The sequence below is a fragment of the Kribbella sp. NPDC050281 genome, assembly GCF_040655855.1.
In the GTDB taxonomy this organism is placed as follows: Bacteria; Actinomycetota; Actinomycetes; order Propionibacteriales; family Kribbellaceae; genus Kribbella.
Genome location: NZ_JBFAKS010000006.1, coordinates 138,821 through 159,819, shown reverse-complemented (window position 1 = coordinate 159,819; position 20,999 = coordinate 138,821). Strand labels below are relative to the sequence as shown.

The window sequence follows — 20,999 nt, the reverse complement described above, 5'->3', positions numbered from 1 at the left end:
TTCAGTAGTTCGCGAAGCGGCGTTCGCCATCGACGCTGCATCTGGAGGCGAGGATGCGCGCATGAGATCGGCGACCCAGGCGCTCGCCTCGATGCCCCACTGGTCGGAACAGCGACGACTTGATCGATAGATCGTGAAATCTCTGCCGGTAGCCTGTCGGATCCGGGGCGAGGCGTTCGTAGCTGGGGTGAGAGGCGGCCGGAGGAAGGCCGCCCGGACAAGGAGTGATGAGATGGCGAAGTACCTGATCTCGTTCGAGAAGGGTGCGATGGACCACTTCACCGAGGAGGACTGGCCCGAGGTGGGCAAGGCCTCCGTCGCGGTGGAACAGGAGGCCAAGGAGGCCGGCGTGTTCGTCTTCGCCGGCGGGCTGGACTACGTGAACGACGACGTGGAGGCCGCCGTGGTGGCCGTCGACGGGATGGTCACCGACGGCCCGTACCCGGAGAGCAAGGAGCTCATCGGCGGCGTGATGATCGTCGACGTACCCACCCGGGAGGAGGCCCTGATGTGGGCCGCCAAGAACGCGACCGCCTGCCGCTGTGCGCAAGACGTCCGCAAGTTCATGTACGACCCGGAGATCGACTGAGACCCGTCGAGGCAGCATCTGCTGTCTGTCCACGGCCCCGCCTTGTACGGCGAGGCCCTGACCCATGCCTCCAGGGCCAGGCCAACGCACGGCCCATGTGCGTCCTTCCAGAGCGAGTGAGCGAGGCGATCACCCGGGCCCAGTGGCCCGGGTGGTGGTCGCCGTCACCCCGCCCGTCCGGTGAGTCGACATCGCCGAGGACGCCGCTCCGGACGACAGGACTCCGGAACAGTCCGAGGTCTGGCGCGGCCTCAGCGGCCCCGCGGCCTAGTAGCCGGGGAAGACCTTCCGGAGCTCGTCCAGCGTGACGTTGCCGGTCACGCTCACGCCGGCGGCGTGCTCGGCGCCGAGGCGTCCGCTCAGCAGCCGCACCACGGCCTCTGCTGGACCCTCGAACCTGGCCGTCGGGTCATCGACCGCGTCGGTCACGGTGACCGTGTCGGTGATCCGGATGCCGCCGCCCGGGATCGCCAGGCGAACCTCCTGGTCGACCTGGTCGGCCTTGCCGGCAAAGCCCAGAAGGAAGGCCAGCGGCCCGCCGAAGAGCTCGACGAGTAGCTCGGCCGAGTCCGGATCCACGGTCGCCGACGGGTCGACGCCGACGCGCACGTCCCAGGCGTGGTTGGCGACCTCGGTGAGCCGCATGCCGAGCGCGACCACCAGCGGCACCGGCTGGGGCAGGATGCCCAGGTCGATCTGGCGCTCGCGCTGCTCGGCGCTGAGCGCCTCGACGGTGTCGAGGTAAGCCGCGTTGTGTTTGACGAACCCGGCCGCTTGGTCGGCCGGAGACGCGGCGTTCCACCGGGCCCAGATCGCCTGGTTGTCCTCGGTCTCGACCTGCTCGCCTGCGGCGGTGGCGATCGGCTTGCGGGAGATCTCGGCACCGCTGCCGAGGTGCGAGAGCGCCTGCGCGACGGTCCACTCCGCCGCCCCACTGCGCCCCCTCAGCTGTTGCTCGGTCAAGTTCGGCACCAGTGCGGCGAGGGTTTCGTGGTTGGCGCGCAGCGCTGCGACGGCGCGGTCGACAAGTGAAGTCATGCCACGCACAACCTCGCGGGCCGCGGCTTTCTTCCGGCAGGCGAGGATCCCGTCCAGCTCAAGCAGAACGGCTCCACGCTCGGACATGCCGCTGTCAGGGGTGGGCGGTCATGCCGAGGTGTGTGCACCTCGTGGTATGCGTGTGATCGCTCGACCAGGCCAGTGGGCGCACGACTGCGGAGCCGCCCGCATGTCATCCAGCAGGACCGCGAAATGAGGTAGCCGGTCCTGCTCGGGTCGAGTGAGCTATCCGACGAGCAGCGGTCCGTCCTGCGCGCGATAGCAGTTACGGCACGGGCCACAGCCGAATCCTTCGGAGATCTGTCGACCGAACAGATGCGGCAGTGGATCATTCTCGATGGCGATCCGGTCGCCGGAGGCTGGGCCGCCCATGGAATCCTGGAGCTCGCACGGATCCTTGAGGTAGCCGATGGCTTTATCGCCTTGCTGGACAACCGGTTCCCGCCCGATCCCTCGGCCGGCGCCTGGCTCCTGGGTACGGGCGAAGGCTACAAGGAGGTCCGCTATCGACCCGAGGCGCTCGCCAAGCCTCGCTGGCAGCGAAACAAGACCTAACAGCCGCAGTTGGTGAGCGTGTGTGTGGTTGACGCGACCTAGATCGCTCCTGGGCACTGGGGGAATGGAGATCTCACAGCCAGGGTGCCGGCCGGTCGGCGTCTGGATCCATTGGCGGTGCCACTCGTTAGCCTTGGTTCATGAGGGCAGCGGTTCACACCAGGTACGGCCCGCCCGATGTCGTTCGGATCGAGGAGGTGGACGAGCCGGTCCCGCAGGCGAACGAGGTGCTTGTGAGGGTCCACGCGACGACGGTGAACCGAACCGACTGCGGCTATCGGGCGGCCAAGCCGTTCATCGCCAGGTTCTTCACGGGACTCAGAAGGCCACGAGTGACGATCATGGGAACCGAGTTCGCCGGAGTGGTCGAGGCCGTCGGCGGTGTCACCGCATTCAAGGTCGGTGAGCGCGTCTTCGGCTACAGCGAGGGCCGATTCGGCTGCCATGCCGAGCTCCTGACCGTTCCCGTGAACGGTTCGATCACCAGCATCCCAGCGAACCTCACCTTCGTTGAGGTTGCCCCGGGCACCGAAGCTGCGCACTACGCCCTCGCGGCCATCAGAAAGACCAAGATCCACCACGGCCAGGCCGTCCTGGTCAACGGCGCAACCGGAGCCATCGGCTCGGCGGCGGTTCAGATCATCAAAGGGCTTGGAGCCCAGGTGACCGCCGTCTGCGACACCGCCCACCTCGAATTGGTCAGGAGTCTGGGAGCAGACCGAGTCATCGACTACACGACGGAGGACTTCACCAAGGACAACCAGCAGTACGACGTGGTGCTCGACGCGGTCGGCAAGAGCACCTTCGGCCGCTGCCGGCGACTGTTGAAACGACGCGGGTCGTATCTGTCCTCCGATCTCGGTCCGCTCTGCCAAAACCCGGTCCTCGCGCTCGTCACCCCGCTGCTTCCCGGCAAGAAGGTCAGGTTCCCGATTCCGAAGGACAGCCAAGCGATCGTGAGGCACCTGAAGGAACTGATCGAGTCGGGAACATTCAGACCGGTCATCGACAGGCGCTACCACTTGGACCAGATCGTCGAGGCCTACCGGTACGTCGAGACGGGGCAAAAGATCGGCAACGTCGTGATCGAGGTCGAGCCGCCGCGATAGCACCCACAACGCGCACATCGCTCACAACACTGGGCGGCGCATCGCGATCGCGCACTCAGCCGCAATCCGCACGCTCATACCGATGAGCGGACAGTTCAGTCCGGCTGATCGGTTGTGACCTGGACGGCGCTCAGGATGCTCGACAGGCTCTCCGGGTGGGCCATCTTCAAGTCTGCGAGATCGCTCGGCCGGAACCAGCGAAGATCGTCGTGCTCCTCCGGTGCCGCGTTGACAGGTTCCCCTTCCCAGCGCGTGACGAGGAACGCGTGCACGTCGAGGGTGGGGTCGTTGACCGTCATCGGGATGGGTAGGGGGTCGTGGATGTGGACATCGAGTTCTTCGAGGCATTCTCGAATGACGGCTTGGTGAGGTAACTCGCCCGCCTCGACATGTCCGCCGGCGGAGAAGCTCCAGGAGTCGGGATACCACCGACGCGATGGATGGCGATGCACAAGGAGCACAAGACCGTCGCGGACAAGTACAGCGACTGAGATCGGAATCTGGGCGACCATGGCGACACACTAGGGCGCCAACGCACTCTCATGCCGCGGATGGTGCGCGCTTCGGGCCAGCCGATGCCAGAATCCATCAGATGCTGAACCTGTACGTCGTCACACATCCCGAGGCCACACACCACCGGGAAGACCGAGTGGGCGGCTGGTACGACTCCGAACTAACGCCAGTAGGTCTCGTGCACGCCGGACTCATCGCCGACGCGTTGACTCAGCGGGTGAACGACGGCGCTGGGGTATCGCTGTTCACCTCCGACCTCACGAGAACCTCGCAGACCGCCGTGGTAATCGGACAGCGGCTCGGCCGAGAACCAGTGAGCATGAGCGAACTGCGCGAGAAGTCGTACGGCGAGGGTGAGGGACAGCCGGACGCTTGGTTCCGGGAACGGTTCATCCCACCCCCGGCCACTGGTGAGCGCATGGACCACGACGAAGGACTTGCCGGCGCCGAGACGAAGCTGGAATGGGTACGGCGGGTGTACCGAGGCATGGACCAGATAATGAGCGCGCCAGCCCCCACGACGATCGTCGTGACGCACGGCGGTTCAGCCAGTCCTGTGATCGCGCACTGGCTCCGGATCCCATGGGATGCGCTTGCTTACGCCAGCTTCCGCGTCGAGACGGGCAGCATCACCCACCTCCGCGAGGACGACTACTTCCACAACCGCACCCTTGTCGAACTCAACGACACCACCCACCTCCGCCGCGACTGACACAACGAATCCACTGACATGCTGCAGATAGTTGAGGCGCGCTGAAATGCCGAGGACAGGCCAGGCACCGACAACGAGCGCATGTCACTTGTCTATGGGCGCAGACCAGGCCTGGGCCTGTCTTGTTGCGCGACGAGCTACTTGCTGGGGTCGAGCACGCGCCGAGCCATCTCGTCGAGCACCTGGTCGACCCGCTCGACAATGATCCGTTGTTGCTGATCCAGTGCGAGATCCATGAACCGGGTCCACGGCAGCACAGTCTCGACGTACTGCATGCTGCCGTCGTCTGTCTGTCCAGGCGCTCTGATCAGTCTGCTCCGCTCGTTGTGGAGCACTAAGACAATCCAGAGCCGCTGCCCGCCGGTCGCCGAGCGCCACCTCAGAGCCGAGTCGAGAAGCTCCGCCTCGGCCGCCGGGGCCTGAGCGAGCTCTGTCACACGATCTTCCTCGCGCAGGCTGAAGTAGCGCTTCCACTCTCTGTCATACTCGCTGCCCGCGTCGAGCTTCAGCCAGTGTTGGTCACAAGTCACGATCACCTCCAGCAGAAGCGTTGTCCGGCAGGACATTGGCCATAGAGCCGACAGTACGCGTGGATCTCCGGGCCGAAACGCCCGAACCCGTCGCGATCTGCGCTGTCACGCCGAACTCAGTGCGTTGGTACCACCCGCGCGAACATGTTCGTGTGATGCCTAACCACCGCGCCTAGCCCGTGCGACGGACCACGGTCATCTCATCGGACTCAGCCTCGTGCCGGCCGCTTCGCGTTGTACTGGTTGAGGGCCGCGGCGAGGGCAATCCCGGCGGCCTCGACGACATCCGTGGACGACGCCCGCACCGCAACCCTGCGGCCCGGCAGCTCCACCTCGAGCTCGACCTCTCCGACAGCCTCGCTGCCCGGGCCGACCGAGTACGCCCGGAACGCGACGACCCGCGCCTCCACTCCCGTCGCCTGCGAGATCGAATGGCACACCGCGTCGATGAGCCCGGTGCCAGAACCCTCAGCGTGCACCTGTTCCCCGGCCCGGGAGAGCTTCACGTTGGCGCGCGGACCATCCTGCGTGCCCCCGGAGTACGTGATGGTGTCGAGCTGCCAGCCGGTGGACGGCTCCGTCATGCGATCCCCCCTTTGGTGTCCAGCAAAGCCAGGGGCGGTACTTTCCTCGAAATCAGATTGTCCCCGGCGCCCTAAGCCGGAGCCTAACCGGTCCGGCCTGCGAACGGGCCCACAAACAGATCTCCGCCGCCGAACTCCGGCCTATCACCGTGCGGACCGCGCTCCTCCAAGTGATCGCGGATCACCTCAGGGCTGATGACCCAGCCGCCCTGCATGGCCTCCTGCCAAGGCCAGGTAGCACACACCACAGCGGTCAGGTCGCTCTCGGCGAGGGCGGCGTATCGGTGAACCACGTCGTCGATTGCCCGCGCCTCTCCGTCCGACAACTCCCGGCCGGTACCGTCGCTCCGTGACCCAGGATGACGTGCGTGCACGTGTAGAGGCCTTCGTATCTGACTTCCATCGGGGTTGGGAGCGGGCCGGCAAGCCGCCGAACTCCTTGAGCTTCGACCAAGCGCTTGTCGAGGCGTGGGCTGGTGAACTGGCGGTGCTTGTCGGCGCGCATTTCACGACCGGAGCCAGCACCGGCGAGGAGGGCGTTCTCAGCGGGCGCGCGGCGCACGATCCCTCACTGGAGACGATCACTGCGGTGAAGGTCGAGGCCGATCGCGCGACAGTGTGCTCGGTCGTCGCCAACGGTTCGGTGCCGACCTACTACGAGTACCGACTTGTGCGCGATGACGAGCGGTGGAGGATCTGTCAGCTTCTGCGCTTCCTCGACCCACCGGGCGTCCCACTGGTCGACCCCGCCGTGGCCGAGGCCATGCTGAACTCAGCGAGCTTGGACGCTGAGCTGTCTGAGCTGCCTTCACACCTGGAGCTCGACGTGCCAGGTCTGTTCGCGCAGGGGCGCCAGGTCGCCCCCTTCGGTGAAAAGGTCTCGCTCGAGGTCATCCAGCTCGGCGAGGTGACATGCGGCTCAGGGGTGCTGACCGTCCGAGACTTCGGCTACGGCGGTTTTGCCCTGGAGCCGCTGGCCCGCAGGTTGCGCGCCGGCACCTACCGTGTCGAGGTCTCCACAGTCGCAGGCACGAACGTCGCACTGCGCGTGCTCATCTCGGAGGCGGCGGCGGTCAGTTGGCATCCTGCCGACGTGACCGAGGGATCGAACATCATCGGGGTTGATGCCGGCAACGTGGCGATCCTCGATCTCGCGACGCTGGTGAGGTGCGAAGCTCAGCAGGTCGAGGAGTTGTTCCAGGAACAGTCTCTACGGCTTCTGGACGCTGCTGGCACGGTGTTCAGTCTCGCCGGCGACGTGAACGATGCGGTCATGGTGACCAGTGGCTACGGCGACGGTGCATATCCGTGCTACTGGGGAGTGGCCGAGAACGGCACGATCGCTTCGCTTGTCGTCGACTTCCTGGTGCTGGCCGAAGACAGGGTTCGCGTTATCGCCGTTCCCTGGCGGCTGGGGAAGGTGACCACCCCCGAGCTGACTGATCACGACCTCGAGGTCATCGCCGATGGTGGGTCGTTCGTCGTCAGTCGCCGGGGTCACACGATCAGCAAGATCCGCGTTCTGTCACCTGATGGCACCGCGCTCATGGATGGAGACCGCCTGGGCCTCAGCGTGGTCGGCGACCAGCACAGCCAGAGATGGGAGCCGACGACGACGCCGCCACCAGACTCGGTCCTCGAGGTCACCCTGCATCAGGGTTACAGGCACACCTGACAGAACAGCAGCGTCCCGCCGGTACGCCGTACGCAGCCGCGATCCGCGCGGCAGCCGATGAGTGGACTGCGGCTGGACGCTTTAGGACGGCCTTTCGCCTGCCGCAGCCAGGGCACCTGGCACGAGATCGGCTCCCCACCACTCCGGCTTGATCTGCTCCCAGGAGATCGGACCCTCGACCGGCCATTGGGTCTGCAACATCGTCGCGAACTCCTCCGCGGCCTGGTCAAACGGTTCCGACGCCGCAGTCCGTGGCAGAGCACCGCAAGCGAGCTCGTCTGCTGTCCCCACGGTGGAGCGCCACTCAGTCTCGCTGCGGTAGAGAAGGACGAAGATCACGCGAGACCGTTCCACGCCCGCCATGCTCACATGAGCAACCGTAGAAGGACCTCATCTGCCGCAGTCCGCTCATAGCCGATGTGCGCTCGCGGCTAGGAGTCAGGACGGCAGAATGCTGGCGTGACCACGCGCGTCGAGCGGTTCCTTGCCCACCTGGACGGTCTGAGTGGCGGTGTTGAGCCTCAGTTTTGGCCAGTCGAGTCGACTTGGCCCGGCCACCATGGCCTGACTGCAATCGGGTACCGCGACATGCCTGATCCAGGACTGCTGCTCGGCTTCACTTATGGGCTGTCGCTCGCCCGTCAAGACGACTGGCGCCTCGGGCGTCCGGAACTCTCGATCAGCGTCAGATCCGATGATCCGGCGTGGGTGCTCTCAATTGCGTATCTGGCCGAACAGCTTCGCCATGACTGCCCCTTCAGCTACGGCGACACCATCAACTTCGGCGAACCGATTGCACAGGGGTCTGGTCTCGACGGCTTCGTTGTGTTCGGCCCCCTCGCTTTCGATCCGGATGACGCTCGAGTCGATGTCGGCGACGATCTTCCGGTGGTTGTCGCGGGCATGTACCCGACCTACGCCGTTGAGCGGCAGTTCATTGCCGAGCGCGGGCTCGAAGCGTTCTGGGCGTTGGACTGGGACCCATACGACGTGACCCGCGCTCCGGCGTTGTAGCGAGTACCGCGCCGAGTGCGCTGACCCGATCAGCTCGGTAGCCGCGAGTCGGGCGTGTGGCCGTTCTGGTGAGGAGGCCTATGGCTCTCCGCCGCGTTCGGGTGGGCCCGGACCTACGAAAGCGCCCGTGCCGATGATGGGTGTTGGCTGAGAGCTCTAGTCGGGCTCAGCCATGGAAGTTCGGCGAGCAGTTCCGCGGTGCAGAGCCAGGTGCCCGCCGAGGAAGCCCGCACCCGCCATGACCAGGTTCCCGGCTACGGCAAGTCCTGTGCCGAGCCGGTGCCCGCCGCGCAGACGCGCGACAAGCGAGCCGGCAAACAGGAACGTTGCAGCGTCCATGCCGAGTGCGTGGACCGCACCGATCCTGCGTTCAGCGCCTGACAATTCCGCCCAGTCGCCGGCGCCTGCGAGAGCCGTCGGCACGGACGCCAGCAGTCCGAACCCGGCGAGGAGTGTCGCCCCGCGACGCGACTCGGACCCGCCGGCGAGGTCGAGAAGGGACGTGCCGAGCCAGCACCCGGTGGTCACGTCGGTAAGCGACGGATGCAACGAATGACCGAGCACGTCGGTGTGCAGCGGGCTGCGTCGTGCCCATTCGATCAGCGGCCCGTAAGCCAGCTCCTGAGCGCGGGCCATCCGCTCGGAGAGCGGGCTGTCGCCGACCGCGCGGACTGCGCGTTGCGGCAAGGATCTCGATGCCACGCTCTCAAGATACGCTCACGGCCATCGCCGCTGGAAGCGCTGGCTGACGCGTTGCTGCGTACGCCGGTGACAGAAACGCAGATCAGCCGCGAAGGGGGCCATGGGCAGTCCGGGTATGCCAGGGCGGTTCCGCAACGCCGTCAGGCCAGACTGCCCAGCGCTTCTGGTGCGATTCGCCAGGCGCAGCGTCCGGCGGACGACTTCGTCAACAGCCCTTGGCGTTGTACGTGATTCGCGAGTCGGCCAATCCGTGTAACTCGACAGACCCGGATTGGAACCTCACATCGAGGGGGCCATCTGGGAGCTGGAACGGAGTGGGGTAGAGCGTGCCGCATTGATCGTGCAGATCGACAGATACCCAGATGCGGTCGACAGGATGGACCTGCAGCACGCGAGGCGCCTGTTGGCGTGTGATACAGATCCTTCCGTCCGTGCTGCACGCTGTGGAGGTGTCGTGCGTGACGATTCGAGAAACGATCGAGGCCGCGGCTATGACTACCAGCATGACCAGCGCTCCGCCGGCCATCCATGCAACGCGCGCTGTGGTCGCGACGCCATCGATCCCAGATTCGTCCATGCCGCTGATTTTGCCCGGGCGAAGTGCCACCGGTTGGTGACACCGCACGCCGTACGCCGTGACTGTCGCACATCATCTGGCGGACTTGGTCGCGGATCGGTCGGCATGGGTGCAGAGTGGTGACTACGCGCCAGCTGAGAACAGGACCCGCGAGGAGAGCCCGATGGGTATCGAGCTGAACCACACGATCGTGCACGTGAAGGACCGATGGTCCGCTGCTCGCGATGTCGGCGAGGTACTCGGTCTGCCGGAGGCAGGAGCGTACGGGCCGTTCGCCGAGCTGAAGCTGGACAACGGGGCGAGCCTGGACTTCATGGACACCGAGGGCGAGATCCACGGCCAGCACTACGCGTTCCTTGTGAGTGAGGAGGAGTTCGACCTGATCCTCGGTCGCTTGCGGGACGACGGCCGCCAGTGGTGGGCCGACCCCTTCAAGCGTCAACCGCAAGAGATCAACGACGGGGACGGTGGCCGCGGCCTCTACTGGGAGGGTCCTGACGGGCACTGGCTGGAGATCATCACCCGTCCGTACGGCAGCGGCGGCTGATCTCCGAGCCGCCGCACCCGCGCCAGGACTCGGTCTACCGGATCTTCCGCCGACAATGCGCTCAACTGCCGATGACAGGAAGCTTCGGACCTGCGTGACCTCGACGTCGATCGGCTCGCACGCCCGATGACCGGAGTATCTTGCGCCGCTCTCTTACGCCACGCCATGCATCTGCTTGGACCCAACTACCCGAATGAGCAGAGCAACGCAGGCGTCCGCCGCGTCAATGACCAACTCGGCTACGCCCCGCGCAGTGCATGGCATTGGATGATGCGGCCGCTAGTACGGCCGTCGATCGTTTTGGATCGACACGTGCCGCTAGGAGGTTTGGCGGCGCCGTACCTGGGCGTCCAGTAGCTCGCGCAGACGGGTCTCGTCGGCCGCGCTGGCCAGTCCACGCTTGGGCAGGATCAGGAAGGGCCCGTCGGATGGACGCCCGATCCCCAGTCTGAGGATGAATGCGCGACTGCTCTCCTCGACGTCGCGGATCCGGGACCATCCCCACCAGCACTCGAAGTCCTGCTGCCGGCGGGACAGACCCCGCTTGTCGGCCACATACTCGACTGGATCCCGCACGAACGGGTCGTTGTTCCACCGCAGTTGCCGGGCTCGCCCTGACAGCAGGCCAAGCAACAGGAGCAGTACGCCGCCCACGACGGCGAGGACGGTCAGCTTCAGGACCAGGCCCACGGCGAGCAGGATCGCGGCAACAACCATCGGCTTGACCATCTGCCGCCGATAGGCCGGCCGGCGCGCCAGCTCCCGCAGGTCTTCCTTCTCCGGCGTCCACCGCAACATGATCGCGTCTGCGTGCGTCTCGATCGCCATAGCCGCAGAGCGTACCGGCGTCGGACACGAACCCGTGGGGCGTCGAGGCGGTCCGGTCCCGGCCGCCTGGCGTCGGCAACGGCAAGTTCAGTTCACGCTGCGATCATCTGTGGCAAGCGGCCCGCGAACCGCGGGCGTAACGATCTACGGCTGCAGTACCAGGTTGACCTCGCCGGGTGGCCAGTATCTTCAGGTCAAGTTGGAGTGTGCTGGTGAGACGATTGATGGGGGTGCCTGAGCGAGCAAAGTTGGTATCTCCTCGACGGCGAGCTCGACCACCTCAGAGCAATTTGCCTGTGCGCATTCACAATCGAAGACCCAGTTCTGCTGAGTGAGTCCCAATCGGAGTCTTTCGGTCGCCTGTTCGGCGAGTTGGCGATTGCTGATACGCAGCAAGACCTGCCGCTCCTCGGTGGTGCACGCTGCGGGGCAGGACTCCAAGGTCGCGCCGAACGTCTGCTCGACCGCCTTGAGTGTTTGCTCGACAGTCTGACCGTCGACCACGATGACGGTTGCGTTGGTTCCCTCGAGTTGGCGTTGCACGAGGTTCCATCCCCAGACATAGTCTTTGTGCACGCCGCCTGGATGCCTGCGTTCCAGTCTTGCGAGTTGTTCGTCTCTGGAAGGCATCAGCCACACTGCGTTCTCGGCAACTCCGGCCATCGCGGGGGTTACGAATGCGCCTTCGACAACTACCGATGCATCCACAGGCAGTGCGTGGATGTCTTCCAGGATCATCGGCCTGCGGTCGAAGTCTCCTGGGCCGGTGCCCATGACGTGAAGCCCGGCTGCGGCTGCGCGCTGCTCATGAGTGAATGCATGGGCATCTACGCTGTACCAGAGAAATCCATGTTTTCGCGCGAGCAGGCGGCTCACCGTGGTCTTGCCCGCCGCCGCCGGACCGCCTATCCAGAATATCCCCGCTTCTTTACTCATATAAGAAAAGTCTAACCGCAGCGCTACCCGGGATACTGCTGCTATGCGACCACCCCTCGTTCTCACCGGCGGGCCGGCTGTCGGGAAGAGTTCGACAGCGCGACTCCTGGCTCAATCGCGTCCGGGAGCGGCCGTCATTGACGTCGACGACGTACGCCACATGGTCGTCAGTGGCCACGCAGCCCCGTGGGACGGGGAAGACGGACGACGCCAGCAGCGCCTGGGTGTGGAGAACGCCTGCAGCCTGGCTCGCAACTTCGTGGCGCAGGACATCGAGACGGTGATGTCGGATGTGATCACTCAAGACACGATGCTGCTGTACCGGCAGTGGCTCCCGAACGCCGTAGTCATCCGCCTCCATGTGACGAGGGATGAAGCGCGGCGACGGGCGATGAGCCGCACGCAGTACCTCACTGGCGAAGAGTTCGAGACTCTTCACCTGGAAGACGCGCGGCATCCTCCGCCCGCGGATCATCACCTTGATGTCAGCATTCACGACCTCAACGAGCAGGTCGCGGCGATCGCGGCGCTCTGGAAACAAGCCCCACGCCGCTAGGGGAGCAGACCGAAGTGGCGCAGGGTGCGCTCAGCGACCTCGTGCGGCCCGAGCGTGCTCGTGTCGATGACCAACTCTTCCAGATCCGCGGCCTCGAGGCGGGCGGCGATCTCATCGCAGCGCTCCAGGTGCCAGTCCAGCGCCGTTTGCTGGCTCGCGCTGTAGCGGCCCCGCAGGCGTTTCCTGATAATGCCGGCATCGGCGGTGAGACGAACCATGCGAATTCGGCGTTCGACCGCGGCTGCGTAGCGCTCTCGATCAGCGGCTGTCGAGATCACCCCACACATGACCAACTGGCGCGGGCCTACAGACTGATAGCACTTCCAGACTGCGGCGATGTTGTGAGCCTCGACCAGAGCATTGTCCGGATCGGCAGGCGGCCAGGAGCGGTGGAACCAGTCAACGTCCATCAGGCTGAAGGGCCTACCTGCTTCCGCGAGCAGATCCCCGACATGGTCAAGGGTTGATGATTTGCCGGCTCCAAATCCACCGTTCAGGAAGATTGCGTAGTCGTTGTCGTTGATCTTGGCTCCTACTTGCAGGCGGCGGCCACGAACCGGTTGATGACTGCTACTCGGACTCGCCTTCGAGGGCCAGGCGGTAGCCGCTGGGGGTTTGGAGGAGGAGACGGCGGTATTTCCAGGTGGGGGTGGGTTCGTTGACTTCGAGTTCGTACTGGAGGCCGGCTGCTCTGCAGCGGTCGGCGGCGGCGTCGATGTCGGAGACGGCGATCTGCCAGGTGAGGACGCTGGGTGGGTCGTTGTCGCTGCTCGCCTGCTGGATGCCGAAGTGGATCGTGTCGGTGCCGAAGGCGATGAAGTCCGGGTACTCCTCGCCCTCGTAGATGACCGGCAGGCCGAGCTTCTCGTAGAACTCCCGTTCGGCGGCGAGGTCGGACACGTTCAGTACGGGCGCTAGTCGGGTGAACAGCGGATCGGCGGACATGGGCTCAGTCTGCAGTGAGCAGGCGGTAGACGGACACGTGGCTGGGCGAGTCGGCCGTGAAGGCAGCGCCGGACCAGTCGGCGTAGCGGGATTCGAGGGTGAATCCGGCGAGTTGGGCCATCAGGTCGAGTTCGGCCGGCCAGATGTAGCGGTGTGGGGTCCGGAAGAGCTCGGCCTGGGTGCTGCCTTCGGCGAAGTGGAAGTGGTGCGAGACGACGTGCTGCTTCAGTACGTCGTACGTGTCGAGGAGGATGTAGCCCGAGTCGGCGACGCCGACCGTGGCGGGCGTTCCGGGTGGGAGACGGCGAAGTTCCGGGACCCACAGTTCGATCACGAAGTGACCACCAGGGGTGAGGTGGCGGGCGGCGTTGCGGAAGCAGGCGACCTGCTCCTCCTGGGTCAGCAGGTTCGAGATCGTGTTGAAGACGAGGTAGACGAGCGAGAACTCACCCGGCGCCCGTACGGCGGACATGTCGCCGGCGACGACCGGGATGGTGTCCTCATCGGCCTTGGTCCGCAGCTGCTCGATCATCGCCGTGGACAGCTCGATCCCACTCACCGGTACGCCGCGCTCCGCCAGCGGAATGGCGACCCGGCCGGTGCCGATCGCCAACTCCAGCGCCCGCCCATCACCCGCGAGCTCGGCCAGCCGATCCACCGTCGGCCCCAGCACCGAGTCGGCGAACATCCCCGTCCCTGGGGTGTCGTACCGCTGCGCCGCATCCGCGTTCCACAACTGGTTCTGATGCGATTCCTTCGACCACCGCATCACGTCCTCCCCGCCGTCCTCCCCGACCTTCGTGAAGCCGAGCCGGTCGTACAGGCGCCGAGCGTCCGGGTTGTTCCGCTCGACATGCAGCTCCAGCGGTACGCCGCGAGCCCCCGCCTCGGACTGCAGTTCCGCGATGATCGACGTGCCGATGCCGCGGTTCTGCACCGACGGGTCGAGCTGGATCCCGTTCAACTCAACGGCTTCCGGCGTCCGGCTCACCCGCAGCCGGCCCGCGGAACGCCCGTCGACCTCGATCACGCACAAAGCCGACGGCCCCTCGGCCTGCTCGACGGACCACCCGGCGAACCCTGCCCGCCATTCAGCCTCGTCGAAGTCCGCCGGCAACCGCCCTTGCGCCCGAGTCGCCTCGAGCACCACGTCGGTCAGGAACTCAAAATCTGCCGGTGTGGCCGGCCGGATCCGATACGCCATGGCAAACCAACCTAGGTCCGGCGCCTCCGATCGGCCACCGGATTTCATCCGACTCTGATAGACGTCTGTGAGAAGGGTTGATCGGGCGGGTACGGCGAGCATCAATAGAGGTGTGGAGAGTTACCGCAATCCCGTGCTGGCGGCCTCGCTGCTCGCGCCACCTGCTGTCTGCGCACTGCTGACGCCGTTCCGCGACAGCTTCGACAACGCCAACGCCGCACTGTTGCTGGCTGTGGTGATCGTGGCAGTCGCCGCCTTCGGACTCCGGCTCGCCGGCGTACTGGCCGCGGTGTCGAGCGCGGTGTGGTTCGACTTCTTCCTGACCGTGCCTTACAACACGTTCACCATCGACAGTCGCGACGACGTCGAGACCACGATCCTGCTGGTCCTGATCGGTGTCCTGGTCAGCGAGATCGCGATCTGGGGCCGTCGGCAACAAGCCCGGGCGTCACGGCACCGCGGCTACCTCGACGGTGTGATCACGACGTCCCAGGCCGTTGCGAGTGGTGGGTCCGCCGACGACCTGATCGACCACGTGCGGGCGGAACTGACCGCCGTACTGGGGATCGACGGGGCGAAGTTCGTTGCCGGGGACAAGCAGACCTCGGCGCCACAGCTGAACGCCGACGGGACGGTGACACGCGGCGGGCATGTGCTCAAGGTCGAACGTGACGGCCTGCCGACCAACTCCGAGATCGAGCTCTCCGTCCACCACGCCGGCGCGACCCGCGGCCGCTTCCTCCTCACCGCCGCCGCCCGGATCGCGCGCCCCGATCTCGAGCAGCGCCTCGTCGCGGTGGCCCTGGCCGACCAGGTCGGCGCCGCCCTCTCCACCCAGGAACCCCTCCACCCGCACCTCTGACCGGCCTGCGGGAGCACGACGTCCCGGGTGGCCACCGGCAAAGCGTCGTACCTGCCCATACAGGTACGACGCCGAGCCGCGTCTGGCCGATTCGCCCGACTTCCGCCATGATCCCGCGGGTTGCATCGGGGAGCGATTGAGTTGTGCAACCGTTTGCCCAGGGGGATTTCGGTTGGGGAACAGACGAGTGATTCTCAGATGTTGTTAAGGGTGGGACCGTAGTATCTCGCTACGGCCCCGGATGTGGGTCACCAGGAGGATTGACAGACATGCAGAGCAGTAACCCGGTCCTGAACCGGTCGAGTGCGTTCGCGCCTGGCCAAGGCCAGGCCTATCCCGGGGCAGCTCCGTACGGTCAGCCGGGTCCCTACCAGCAGCCGGGTCAGTACGGCGGTCCCGGCATGCCGCCCCAGCAGTACCAAGGCGCGCCGGCCGACAGCCGCCCCATGACGATGGACGACGTGATCGTCCGGACCGCCGCCACCTTGGGTGTCGTCTCGGTCGTCGCCGCGATTTCCTGGAACGTCATCCCGGTCAGCGTGGTCACCCCGGCGTTCCTGGCCGGTGCCCTGGTCGCGTTCGCGCTGGCGATGGTGCTGTCCTTCTCGCGCCGGGTCAACCCGGTGCTGGTGATGCTGTACGCCGCGGCCGAGGGCGTGTTCCTCGGGATCGGCAGCAAGTTCATCGCGAACTGGGTCGGCGACTCCGGCATCATCGTGCAGGCCGTGCTGGCCACGCTCGTGACGGCCGCGCTGACGCTGGCGACGTACAAGTACTTCCAGATCAAGGTCACGCCGCGGTTCACCAAGATGGTGATCCTCGCGACGATGGGCTTCGCCGGCGTACTGGTCATCAACCTGATCGCGAGCCTGTTCGGCTTCAACTCCGGGATCGGCGGCTTCGGCGTGATGGGCCTGGTGTTCGCCGCGCTCGGTGCCGGGCTGGCGGTCTTCAACCTGATCCTCGACTTCGACATGATCGAGCAGGGTGTCCGCCACGGCGCCCCGCAGAGCGAGGCCTGGCGGGCCGCGTTCGGCCTGACCGTCACCCTGGTCTGGCTGTACTGGAACCTGCTCCGCATCCTCGCGATCCTGCGCGGCGGCGACTGACCCCACGCTCACCACGACATCCGAAGGGCCGGCCCAGGTGGACCGGCCCTTCGGCCTTTCCCGAGTAGTTCGGGAATCCGGACAGGAAACGTCCGGATGTGGTTCTAGCCTTGGGCCATGACCGAGGAGCGAGTGACCGCCGCCGAGTTCGAGCAGGCCGACTGGCGGGTGGTTGATGGTGGGGCGAGTGCTTGGTACGACGCGCCGTCGCTGAGCGGAGGTGCGGCGCTGCTCGCCCGGATCGCGGCCCTGACGGGCGGTGGCGGTCTACCGGAGGTGGATCTGCGCGCCAGTGGTGTGCGGGTGCGGATCGGCAGGCCCTCGGCGGATCTGACCGGGGCCGACGCGGAGTTGGCCAGTGGGGTTTCGGCGGCGGCTCGCGAGCTGGGCCTGGCGGCGGATCCGGCGGCGTTGCAGGTCATGCGCCTGGTGATCGATGCCGCAGACACACCGTCGGTGAAGGCCTTCTGGCAGACCACGCTGGCGTATGAGCCGGTCGGTGCCGACGGTCTCCGGGATCCGCTGCGGCGTGATCCGGCCGTGTCGTTCCGCGGGCTGGATGAGCCGCGGCCGCTGCGCAACCGGATCCACGTCGACGTCGGGCGGGATCCCGCGGCGGTGGATGCGGTCAAGGCCACTCTTGGTCAGGAGGCGTTCGGCGCCTACGAGCTCACGCTCGCCGACGATGAGGGCAACGAGGCCGACCTGGTTCCCGGTGGTGAGCTCTCGAACGAGACCACTGACTGGCTGGCGAACTTCGGCGGGATGACGTTCTACCCGACCACGTCGGCCGAACAGGCGGTAGGTCTGGCGACGGCGGTCGCTCAGCTGGCGGACGACGGTGGTGTGCCGGTCCTGGTCGACGTACGCCCGGACGGCGTCACGATCGACAGCGGGAAGGATCAGTGGGAGGACGACGAGGGCGCACCTCGGCCCGCGTTCGTGGACTTGGCCGCTGGGATTCAGAAGGCGGCCGGTGAGTTAGGACTGTCCGCCGATCCCACGCGCTTGCGTTTCGTCCAGCTCGGCTTCGACGCGGTCGACGTACCAGCGGTCCGCGCGTTCTGGACAGCCCTGCTCGGCTACCAGCACGACCCACGGCTGTTCCTGACCGACATCTACGACCCGCGCCGACTCAACCCGGTCCTCTTCTTCCAGCAACTGGACCCAGCCGACAAGCCCCGCCACCACCAACGCAACCGCCTCGCCCTCGAGCTGGCCGTCCCCCAGGACCAAGCCCGATCCCGCATTGACGCGGCCCTCTCGACCGGCGGCCGCCTGATCTCCCAAACCCCGAACCACTACCGACTAGCAGACCCCGAAGGCAACGAGGTGGCCATCGTCTGACCCAGAACACCCCCGGGAACGGCGAAGACCCGCCCTTCCACCTGAAAGGGCAGGTCTTGTGAGGTTCTCCTTCGGGGTCAGCTCATTCGCCGGTGCGCCCGGACCAGGTCGTACTCGTGAACGATGGCTGTTGCGTGCCCGTGGGCGAGAGCGTACTCGCTGGAGAGCCATCTCACTCGGTCATCGAAGCGCAGGAACGACGGTCCGTCGTTCATCAGCTGGAACCACTCGGTCATCTCACGTCCGGTGCACCTGGGCACCCTCTCCACCAGACGCTGATGCGTCTCCTCGGAGTGGCTCAAGCCCATCTTCGCCTCCCGTCATCGGGGTACCGCGTAGTTATCGACTGTGCACCACGAGGACACCCACAGGCAAGACTTCCGCCATGAATGTCCCCGCTCAGCGGACGCACGAAATCGTCGCAGGCCCCTTCCAGGGTTAGCTTCCGACCGGTACGGCGTCTGTCGTCTCGGTGGTGTCCTCGTCGACCCGGTCGACCTCGGCCTTCGGGTGGCGGCGGCGGTGGCGCAAGGAGGCCCAGGGACCTCGCGGGCCGCGCTCCCGCCCGGCGACCTCGGTCGCGGCGACTTCGGTGCCGGCCGTCCGGGCGGCCTGGACGGCGGCCTCCGCGATCGGCAGGATCGCCTCGCCCCGGAACGGCTCCGGATGCACGAACGACTCCGGCCCGACCCCCATCGCGGCCGCGACCGACGGCAGCAGCGCGGCGGACGCGGCGGCGTACCCGGTGGCCGAGGGGTGGAAGTTGTCCCGGCCCCACATCGACGGGTTGGTCCGGAACACCTCGCCGAGCAGAGAGCCCAAAGACACAGTCCGGCCGCCTGCCTCGACCACTGCGATGGTCTGAGCGGCGGCCAGCCGGTGACTCCAGGACCGGGCGACCTGCCGCAGCGGCGGCATGATCGTCCGGACCACACCCAGGTCGGGGCAGGTACCCACCACCACCTCACAGTTCGCGGCCCGCAACCTGCGGACCGCGGCCGAGAGCAGCCGGACCGACGTCGAGGGCGGCATCTTCGCCTTCACGTCGTTCACGCCGATCAGGATGACCGCGACATGCGGCCCGGCCTGCAGGGCGGTGTCCACCTGCCCGGCGAGGTCGGTCGACTTCGCTCCGGTCTTCGACGCGTCGACCAGCCGCACCGGCCGTTTGGCCAGTTCGGAGAGTCCGGAGGCGAGCATCACCCCGGGCGTCTCGTCCGGCGACTCGGTGCCGTACCCGGCAGCACTGGAGTCGCCGAGTATGGCGAAGGTGATCGGACGTCCTGGAAACCAGCCATACAGGCCGTCGCCCGGAGTGGGGTAGTAACGCGTCGGCCCGATCACGCGCTTCGCGTACTCGGCCTCAGCGGTCAGTACGCCGTACAACGTGGCACCGATGAGTCCGAGTCCCCCGCCACCGAAGGCTGCGGCCTGGGCCAGTCGCTTCGCGGCCCGGGCTCTTGTCATACCTCCAGGATTACACGCTGTGACAGACAAGCAAGTGATATATGGCAAAGACGCGCCCAACTTCGTCCGGCCGGATGAGCACTACAGTTAGGACGTGCGCTACGCGAACTCACTCCTGGACCTGGTCGGCAACACCCCACTCGTGAAGCTGGGGAGTACGACCGACGGCGCCAAGCCGCTGGTGCTGGCGAAGGTCGAATACTTCAACCCCGGCGGCTCGGTGAAGGACCGGATCGCGGTCCGGATGATCGAGGCCGCGGAAGCCTCCGGCGAGCTGAAGCCGGGCGGCACGATCGTGGAGCCGACGTCCGGCAACACCGGGGTCGGGCTGGCCATGGTCGCCCAGCAGAAGGGCTACAAGTGCGTCTTCGTCTGCCCGGACAAGGTGAGTGAGGACAAGCGCAACGTACTGAAGGCGTACGGCGCCGAGGTCGTGGTCTGCCCGACCGCGGTGGCCCCGGAGCACCCGGACTCGTACTACAACGTCTCCGACCGCCTGGTCCGCGAGATCGACGGAGCCTGGAAGCCGAACCAGTACGCCAACCAGAACAATCCCCGCTCCCATTACGAGACCACCGGTCCGGAGTTGTGGGAGCAGACGGAGGGGAAGATCACCCACTTCGTCGCGGGCGTCGGCACCGGCGGCACGATCAGCGGCACCGGCAAGTACCTGAAGGAGGTCTCCGGCGGCCGGGTGCAGATCATCGGCGCGGACCCGGAGGGCTCGGTGTACTCCGGTGGTACCGGCCGGCCTTACCTGGTCGAGGGTGTCGGCGAGGACTTCTGGCCGGAGACGTACGACCGGGACATCTGCGACCGGGTGATCGAGGTCTCGGACGCGGACTCGTTCGCGCTGACCCGGCGGCTGGCCCGCGAGGAAGCCATGCTGGTCGGCGGTTCCGCGGGCATGGCCGCGGCGGCCGCGATCCGGCTCGCGCACGAACTCGACGATCCCGAAGCCGTCGTCGTGGTCCTGCTGCCGGACGGCGGCCGCGGCTACCTGACGAAGGTGTTCAACGACGACTGGCTGGCGCAGTACGGGTTCCTCGCGCACACCCGGCAGGGCGTCACGCTCGGTGAGATCCTGGCCCGCAAGGACGGCGGCCTGCCGCCGATGGTGCACACGCACCCGCACGAGACGATCGCCGAGGCGGTCGAGATCCTGCGCGAGTACGGCGTCTCGCAGATGCCGGTCGTCCGGGCGGAGCCACCGGTGATGGCGGCCGAGGTCGCCGGGGCGGTGTCGGAGCGGACGCTGATGGACGCCCTGTACTCCGGCAACGCCCGGCTGGCCGACATGGTCGAGCTACACATGGACCCCGCGCTGCCGTCCCTGGGCGCCGGCGAACCGGTCGCCCGGGCGGTCCAGCTGCTCGAGGACCGCGACGCTCTGATGGTGCTGGACGACGGCAAACCGGTGGGCGTCCTGACCCGTCAGGACCTCCTGGTCCACCTGTCCGCCGACTGACCTCCGCGCGGTGTGACCGCGCGGGCTGACTCCCCGGTGGGGGAGACTTATCGGTCTACGACCGAGGGCACGATGGCGAGCAGGACCGTGACCACGATGCCGATCACGATC

General features: G+C 66.5%; 25 protein-coding genes. 12 read left to right on the top strand and 13 right to left on the bottom strand.

Annotated features, from left to right (window positions below; all coding sequences use genetic code 11):
• Positions 1–232 precede the first annotated feature (232 nt).
• Positions 233–589: a YciI family protein gene (locus tag AB0I34_RS09150; protein WP_360441975.1), complete on the top strand. Its 357-nt coding sequence runs from the start codon at positions 233–235 to the stop codon at positions 587–589.
• A 267-nt stretch (positions 590–856) separates the two neighbouring features.
• On the opposite strand, the gene AB0I34_RS09145 is transcribed toward AB0I34_RS09150, so the two are convergent.
• Positions 857–1,627 (bottom strand): maleylpyruvate isomerase family mycothiol-dependent enzyme, encoded by a 771-nt coding sequence (locus AB0I34_RS09145; RefSeq protein WP_360441973.1) that lies wholly within the window; start codon positions 1,625–1,627, stop codon positions 857–859.
• 336 nt (positions 1,628–1,963) lie between these two features.
• On the opposite strand from AB0I34_RS09145, the gene AB0I34_RS09140 reads away from it, so the two are divergent.
• Together AB0I34_RS09140 and AB0I34_RS09135 are read left to right on the top strand one after the other, a co-directional pair.
• A complete protein-coding gene (locus AB0I34_RS09140; protein ID WP_360441971.1) occupies positions 1,964–2,203 on the top strand; it encodes a hypothetical protein in 240 nt (79 codons plus the stop codon).
• 140 nt (positions 2,204–2,343) lie between these two features.
• The gene (locus tag AB0I34_RS09135) at positions 2,344–3,312 is read left to right on the top strand and encodes an NAD(P)-dependent alcohol dehydrogenase (RefSeq protein ID WP_360441968.1); all 969 of its coding nucleotides are present in this window, start codon (positions 2,344–2,346) and stop codon (positions 3,310–3,312) included.
• Positions 3,313–3,407: 95 nt separating this feature from the next.
• Here the strand turns inward: AB0I34_RS09135 and AB0I34_RS09130 are convergent, their stop codons facing one another.
• Entirely contained in the window at positions 3,408–3,824 is a 417-nt protein-coding gene (locus AB0I34_RS09130; RefSeq protein ID WP_360441965.1) for an NUDIX domain-containing protein, read from the bottom strand.
• A gap of 80 nt (positions 3,825–3,904) precedes the next feature.
• On the opposite strand from AB0I34_RS09130, the gene AB0I34_RS09125 reads away from it, so the two are divergent.
• A complete protein-coding gene (locus tag AB0I34_RS09125) occupies positions 3,905–4,537 on the top strand; it encodes a histidine phosphatase family protein (protein ID WP_360441962.1) in 633 nt (210 codons plus the stop codon).
• 137 nt (positions 4,538–4,674) lie between these two features.
• Here AB0I34_RS09125 and AB0I34_RS09120 read toward each other — a convergent pair whose 3' ends face one another.
• The 3 genes from AB0I34_RS09120 to AB0I34_RS09110 form a co-directional block, all read right to left on the bottom strand.
• Positions 4,675–5,067 (bottom strand): hypothetical protein, encoded by a 393-nt coding sequence (locus AB0I34_RS09120; RefSeq protein ID WP_360441959.1) that lies wholly within the window; start codon positions 5,065–5,067, stop codon positions 4,675–4,677.
• A 209-nt stretch (positions 5,068–5,276) separates the two neighbouring features.
• Positions 5,277–5,651 (bottom strand): alpha-isopropylmalate synthase regulatory domain-containing protein, encoded by a 375-nt coding sequence (locus tag AB0I34_RS09115; protein ID WP_360441956.1) that lies wholly within the window; start codon positions 5,649–5,651, stop codon positions 5,277–5,279.
• Positions 5,652–5,734: 83 nt separating this feature from the next.
• Positions 5,735–5,944, bottom strand: a complete 210-nt coding sequence (locus AB0I34_RS09110) for a hypothetical protein (RefSeq protein ID WP_360441953.1) — start codon at positions 5,942–5,944, stop codon at positions 5,735–5,737.
• Positions 5,945–6,000: 56 nt separating this feature from the next.
• On the opposite strand from AB0I34_RS09110, the gene AB0I34_RS09105 reads away from it, so the two are divergent.
• Together AB0I34_RS09105 and AB0I34_RS09100 are read left to right on the top strand one after the other, a co-directional pair.
• Positions 6,001–7,326, top strand: a complete 1,326-nt coding sequence (locus tag AB0I34_RS09105; RefSeq protein WP_360441950.1) for a DUF4241 domain-containing protein — start codon at positions 6,001–6,003, stop codon at positions 7,324–7,326.
• A gap of 459 nt (positions 7,327–7,785) precedes the next feature.
• The gene (locus AB0I34_RS09100) at positions 7,786–8,340 is read left to right on the top strand and encodes a suppressor of fused domain protein (protein ID WP_360441947.1); all 555 of its coding nucleotides are present in this window, start codon (positions 7,786–7,788) and stop codon (positions 8,338–8,340) included.
• Between the two features lie 156 nt (positions 8,341–8,496).
• Here the strand turns inward: AB0I34_RS09100 and AB0I34_RS09095 are convergent, their stop codons facing one another.
• Positions 8,497–9,042 carry a hypothetical protein gene (locus AB0I34_RS09095; protein ID WP_360441945.1) on the bottom strand — a complete coding sequence of 182 codons (546 nt, stop codon included), beginning with the start codon at positions 9,040–9,042 and terminating at the stop codon, positions 8,497–8,499.
• 740 nt (positions 9,043–9,782) lie between these two features.
• Here AB0I34_RS09095 and AB0I34_RS09090 point away from each other — a divergent pair.
• Positions 9,783–10,166: a VOC family protein gene (locus tag AB0I34_RS09090; protein ID WP_360441942.1), complete on the top strand. Its 384-nt coding sequence runs from the start codon at positions 9,783–9,785 to the stop codon at positions 10,164–10,166.
• A gap of 318 nt (positions 10,167–10,484) precedes the next feature.
• Here the strand turns inward: AB0I34_RS09090 and AB0I34_RS09085 are convergent, their stop codons facing one another.
• Both AB0I34_RS09085 and AB0I34_RS09080 read right to left on the bottom strand, forming a co-directional pair.
• A complete protein-coding gene (locus AB0I34_RS09085) occupies positions 10,485–10,994 on the bottom strand; it encodes a YcxB family protein (RefSeq protein WP_360441939.1) in 510 nt (169 codons plus the stop codon).
• Positions 10,995–11,183: 189 nt separating this feature from the next.
• The gene (locus AB0I34_RS09080) at positions 11,184–11,930 is read right to left on the bottom strand and encodes a hypothetical protein (protein ID WP_360441936.1); all 747 of its coding nucleotides are present in this window, start codon (positions 11,928–11,930) and stop codon (positions 11,184–11,186) included.
• 160 nt (positions 11,931–12,090) lie between these two features.
• Here AB0I34_RS09080 and AB0I34_RS09075 point away from each other — a divergent pair, with 160 nt between their 5' ends.
• Positions 12,091–12,486: a hypothetical protein gene (locus tag AB0I34_RS09075; RefSeq protein WP_360441933.1), complete on the top strand. Its 396-nt coding sequence runs from the start codon at positions 12,091–12,093 to the stop codon at positions 12,484–12,486.
• On the opposite strand, the gene AB0I34_RS09070 is transcribed toward AB0I34_RS09075, so the two are convergent.
• The 3 genes from AB0I34_RS09070 to AB0I34_RS09060 all read right to left on the bottom strand — a co-directional run bounded on the left by AB0I34_RS09070 (position 12,483) and on the right by AB0I34_RS09060 (position 14,635).
• Positions 12,483–12,896: a hypothetical protein gene (locus AB0I34_RS09070; RefSeq protein ID WP_360441930.1), complete on the bottom strand. Its 414-nt coding sequence runs from the start codon at positions 12,894–12,896 to the stop codon at positions 12,483–12,485. The genes AB0I34_RS09075 and AB0I34_RS09070 overlap by 4 nt on opposite strands.
• A 160-nt stretch (positions 12,897–13,056) precedes the next feature.
• Positions 13,057–13,431 carry a VOC family protein gene (locus AB0I34_RS09065; RefSeq protein WP_360441927.1) on the bottom strand — a complete coding sequence of 125 codons (375 nt, stop codon included), beginning with the start codon at positions 13,429–13,431 and terminating at the stop codon, positions 13,057–13,059.
• 4 nt (positions 13,432–13,435) lie between these two features.
• On the bottom strand, positions 13,436–14,635 hold the full coding sequence (locus tag AB0I34_RS09060; RefSeq protein ID WP_360441924.1) for a GNAT family N-acetyltransferase: 1,200 nt from the start codon (positions 14,633–14,635) through the stop codon (positions 13,436–13,438).
• Positions 14,636–14,747: 112 nt separating this feature from the next.
• Here AB0I34_RS09060 and AB0I34_RS09055 point away from each other — a divergent pair, with 112 nt between their 5' ends.
• From AB0I34_RS09055 to AB0I34_RS09045, 3 genes are all read left to right on the top strand, one after another.
• On the top strand, positions 14,748–15,497 hold the full coding sequence (locus AB0I34_RS09055) for a DUF4118 domain-containing protein (RefSeq protein ID WP_360441921.1): 750 nt from the start codon (positions 14,748–14,750) through the stop codon (positions 15,495–15,497).
• A gap of 269 nt (positions 15,498–15,766) precedes the next feature.
• Complete coding sequence (locus AB0I34_RS09050; RefSeq protein WP_360441918.1) at positions 15,767–16,606, top strand: Bax inhibitor-1/YccA family protein; 840 nt, start codon at positions 15,767–15,769, stop codon at positions 16,604–16,606.
• Between the two features lie 117 nt (positions 16,607–16,723).
• On the top strand, positions 16,724–17,953 hold the full coding sequence (locus tag AB0I34_RS09045; protein ID WP_360441915.1) for a VOC family protein: 1,230 nt from the start codon (positions 16,724–16,726) through the stop codon (positions 17,951–17,953).
• Between the two features lie 77 nt (positions 17,954–18,030).
• Here AB0I34_RS09045 and AB0I34_RS09040 read toward each other — a convergent pair whose 3' ends face one another.
• Together AB0I34_RS09040 and AB0I34_RS09035 are read right to left on the bottom strand one after the other, a co-directional pair.
• Positions 18,031–18,261 carry a DUF4287 domain-containing protein gene (locus AB0I34_RS09040; protein WP_131363087.1) on the bottom strand — a complete coding sequence of 77 codons (231 nt, stop codon included), beginning with the start codon at positions 18,259–18,261 and terminating at the stop codon, positions 18,031–18,033.
• 130 nt (positions 18,262–18,391) lie between these two features.
• Positions 18,392–19,420: an SGNH/GDSL hydrolase family protein gene (locus AB0I34_RS09035; protein WP_360441911.1), complete on the bottom strand. Its 1,029-nt coding sequence runs from the start codon at positions 19,418–19,420 to the stop codon at positions 18,392–18,394.
• A gap of 94 nt (positions 19,421–19,514) precedes the next feature.
• Here AB0I34_RS09035 and AB0I34_RS09030 point away from each other — a divergent pair, with 94 nt between their 5' ends.
• Complete coding sequence (locus AB0I34_RS09030) at positions 19,515–20,888, top strand: cystathionine beta-synthase (RefSeq protein WP_360441908.1); 1,374 nt, start codon at positions 19,515–19,517, stop codon at positions 20,886–20,888.
• The last annotated feature ends 111 nt before the right edge of the window (positions 20,889–20,999 follow it).